The sequence below is a fragment of the Methylocaldum sp. genome, assembly GCF_039794385.1.
In the GTDB taxonomy this organism is placed as follows: Bacteria; Pseudomonadota; Gammaproteobacteria; order Methylococcales; family Methylococcaceae; genus Methylocaldum.
The window spans coordinates 1-3,687 of record NZ_JBDIVO010000411.1; the positions used below are offsets into that span (position 1 = coordinate 1).

The 3,687-nt window shown below is 57.8% G+C and carries 4 protein-coding genes; 3 read left to right on the forward strand and 1 reads right to left on the reverse strand.

The genetic code is table 11. The annotated features are described in order from the left end of the window. A partial coding sequence (locus ABJK70_RS21770) for a YihY/virulence factor BrkB family protein (protein ID WP_347259111.1) occupies nucleotides 1-458 on the forward strand: 458 nt, incomplete at its 5' end. A 59-nt stretch (nucleotides 459-517) separates the two neighbouring features. Next, nucleotides 518-940 carry a CBS domain-containing protein gene (locus tag ABJK70_RS21775; protein WP_205780699.1) on the forward strand — a complete coding sequence of 141 codons (423 nt, stop codon included), beginning with the start codon at nucleotides 518-520 and terminating at the stop codon, nucleotides 938-940. A 289-nt stretch (nucleotides 941-1,229) separates the two neighbouring features. On the opposite strand, the gene ABJK70_RS21780 is transcribed toward ABJK70_RS21775, so the two are convergent. Continuing rightward, nucleotides 1,230-2,102 carry an SDR family oxidoreductase gene (locus ABJK70_RS21780; protein ID WP_133717404.1) on the reverse strand — a complete coding sequence of 291 codons (873 nt, stop codon included), beginning with the start codon at nucleotides 2,100-2,102 and terminating at the stop codon, nucleotides 1,230-1,232. A gap of 562 nt (nucleotides 2,103-2,664) precedes the next feature. Here ABJK70_RS21780 and ABJK70_RS21785 point away from each other — a divergent pair. Then, a complete protein-coding gene (locus ABJK70_RS21785; RefSeq protein WP_156880671.1) occupies nucleotides 2,665-3,657 on the forward strand; it encodes a UDP-glucuronic acid decarboxylase family protein in 993 nt (330 codons plus the stop codon). The last annotated feature ends 30 nt before the right edge of the window (nucleotides 3,658-3,687 follow it).

Sequence of the window (3,687 nt, forward strand, 5' to 3'; positions counted from 1 at the left end):
GCGGATTTCTGTCATTCCTGTTTTCTCTCCTGCGTTGGCCGCTTCTGGCGCTGGCTTTCATCTTCGGTTTGGCCGTCGTCTACCATTACGGCCCTTGCCGCAATGCGCCCCGCTGGCAATGGATCAGCCCCGGTGCCGTGCTGGCGGTAGTGTTGTGGCTGATCGGTTCGGGGCTGTTTTCTTTTTATGTGTCCAATTTCGGAAACTACAACGAAACCTACGGTTCGGTCGGCGCCATCGTCATTCTGCTCACTTGGTTTTACCTCACGGCTTACGTGGTGCTCCTGGGCGCCGAGCTCAACGCCGAAATGGAGCATCAAACCAAGGAGGACACCACCATAGGCGAACCCGAGCCTTTGGGCGAACGTCGTGCATACGTGGCCGACACCATCGGCAAAGCCTATGGGGACAAAGGAAGGGACAACACGGACGATTCGAGGCAACATCCGAGACGATGAGGCCTGCATTCGCAGCGGCGACTCACGTCCGGTCAATCACTGGAGCGCAGGAAAACGGTATGAACAAACAGGTACGAGATGTTATGACCAAGGGCGCCGAGTGCATCGGCGAGCACGAAACCATCATCGAAGCCGCGAAGCGAATGGAACTGCTCGACATCGGCTCACTCCCCATTTGCGGCGACGACAAGCGCCTCAAGGGCATGCTGACGGACCGCGACATCGTGGTGAAGGTTCTGGCCGCAGATCGGGATCCTTCAACGACTACCGCGGGCGAAGTCGCTCAGGGCACTCCCGTCATGGTCCATGCCAGTGACTCCATCGACGATGCGCTGCGCAAGATGATCGACCATAAAGTCAGGCGCTTGCCGGTCATCGAGGAGCACAAGCTGGTCGGCGTCGTGAGCCAAGGCGACTTGGCCACGAGCATAGACACCTCCAAGGTAGGGGACTTGGTCAGGGCGATTTCCGCCGCGCCCTAAAGCGACCCGTCGAAGCACGGAGGGCGATGCCGTTGGATTCAAGGTCGGTATCGCCGGATCGATAGCAAACGGACCTCGAGTCGCCCCGTTCCCGACATTGCAGTCGGCAAAGGATTGCCGACCTACGAACTCAGGCAATCACTCCGGGTAGGTCGGGAATCCTTTCCCGACATCACGGATTGCTCGGCAAACGATGGCCGACCGACGACCACTCGGTTCGGCCTGCCTTTTGAATAGGCGGGACGTTTTCCAGTGCATGGCGCGAGACCGGCGTGAAGACCGCTTTAACTCAACCGGCGCGAACATTCCCTCCCAATAAGGTCAGCACTTCGCCCGTCACGTAACTCGAATCCGCCTCGGACGCGAAATACACGTAAGCCGGCGATATTTCCTCGGGCTGGGCCGGTCGCTGAAACTTGGTCTGCATGCCGAATTTGGCAACTTTTTCGGCCGGCTGATCGGCGGGATTCAGAGGCGTCCAAACCGGCCCCGGAGCGACGCAATTCACCCGGATCCGCGATTCCGCCAGATTCTGCGCCAGCGACTTGGTGAAGGCGATGATCGCGCCTTTGGTCGCCGAGTAATCCAGAAGCCCGGCATTGCCTTCCAGACCGGTGATCGATCCGGTGTTGATGATGGCATCGCCGCCCTTGAGGTGAGGCAGCGCCGCCTTGGTCATATGGAAATAACCGTAGATGTTGGTCTTGAACGTCAGATCCCACTGCTCCTCGGAAATCTCGGCGAGGCTGTCGCAGTGTTTCTGATAGGCTGCGTTATTCACCAGAATGTTCAGTTTGCCGAACGACTGAACGGTTCTTTCCACCGCCTGTCGACAAAACAACGAGTTCTTGATGTCGCCGCAAATGACGATGGCCCTGCGCCCTTCCGCTTCGACCGCCTGCTTGGTTTCCTCGGCGTCCGAATGCGCCTCGTGATAAACGATGGCGACATCCGCTCCCTCCCGAGCGAACAGCACGGCGACGGACCGGCCTATTCCCGAATCGCCCCCCGTCACCAGCGCGACCTTGTCCTTGAGCTTGCCCGCCCCTTTGTAAAGAGGCGCCGAATATCTCGGCCGGGGCTCCAGCTCGGATTCCAGCTCCGGCCGCTCCAGATGTTGTTCCGGAAACGGCGGTTTCGGTTCTTGCAACTCGCCCGTCATACGCTTGCTCCTTTGCCAGATATCAACCCGTGTTCGCCCGGACTCAAACCGAGAACATCACCGATGGTCAAATGTAAATATTCGACTCCGAGCGTCGCTTGTTTATCCGGCATTTCGGCGAAGACCGTTCGATAAATCACGGCGATAGATATCCCGGTGACGAAACGCACGACCGATAGACACTGCCGCTACCGAAGTCGAGCATCAACTTAGATGTCATTGAACTTTTGACAAACAGCATGGACCAAAATATCAGTAGCCGGTAATACGCTTGGAACATGGATAGTTTTAAGCTTTCAGCAGGGAAGGGTCATCCGCAAGCTTTCAGTTACCCAGTCAAACCATAAACAGACCGCAAGGAATGCGACGCCTTTTGCTGCCCAATTAAGCAACTGCTGCGGTGGGTTTATCCGCCGCCGAACAGTAGCGAGCACAGCCGTGTGCTACCGGAATGAACAACGACGCATAAGGCAAATCCGCAAAACGGTCCGCTGATCCCGAAGTCGGCAGGTCATTCGTCCAAGAACGTCAAGGATGCACTCTAAAAGCGGAGATCATGGATATGACAGAGAGTGGAAGGAAACACGTTGTCGTGACCGGCGGAGCCGGGTTTCTGGGAACGAATCTCTGCCGCTGGTTGCTTATGCAAGGTCATGCGGTCACCTGCATCGACAACTTTCGAACCGGAGGCAAGGAGATTCTCCTCGGACTCAAGGATCTGGGTGCTTTGGAAATCATCAATCAGGACATTACCCTGCCGCTGCACGTCGAAAACGTAGACGAAATCTATAACCTCGCCTGCTCCGCCTCGCCGGTCCACTATCAGGCCGATCCGGTCCACACCTTGAAGACCTGCGTGCAGGGCTCGTTCAATCTCCTGGAAATGGCCCGTTACTCGAAAGCCAAGATATTCCAGGCGTCGACCAGCGAAGTTTACGGCGATCCGGAAACCCATCCTCAACATGAAGCTTATCGCGGCTCGGTCAACCCCGTGGGGCCGCGGGCCTGTTACGACGAGGGCAAACGCTGCGCCGAAACCTTGTTTCTCAACTATTACCGGCAGCACACGGTGCGCGTCAAAGTCGGCCGCATCTTCAATACCTACGGACCCTATATGCGGCTCAACGACGGCCGCGTGGTTCCGAACCTGATCGGGCAAGCGCTCCGGAACCGTCCGCTGACCATCTATGGCGACGGCAACCAGACGCGTTCCTTCTGCTATGTCGACGACTTGATCGAGGCGATGCAGCGCTTCATGGCGACGTCCGACGATGTGCCGGGCCCTCTCAATCTGGGCAACCCGGCCGAAATCACCATGCTCGAACTGGCCGACACTATCATCGATCTGACCGGCTCGCGTTCGAAAATCACCTTTCGGCCGCTGCCGGTGGACGATCCCATCCGGCGCTGCCCGGACATCAGCCACGCCCGCGAAAAACTCGGCTGGACGCCATCCACGTCTCTCGTCGACGGCTTAAAACGCACCATAGACTATTTCGAGAGCACCTTGACGGCGAAGGGACATACGTCCTCGAAAGCCATGACCGGAAGCTGATTCCGTTCCGGCCCCCGGCCGGCGATACGG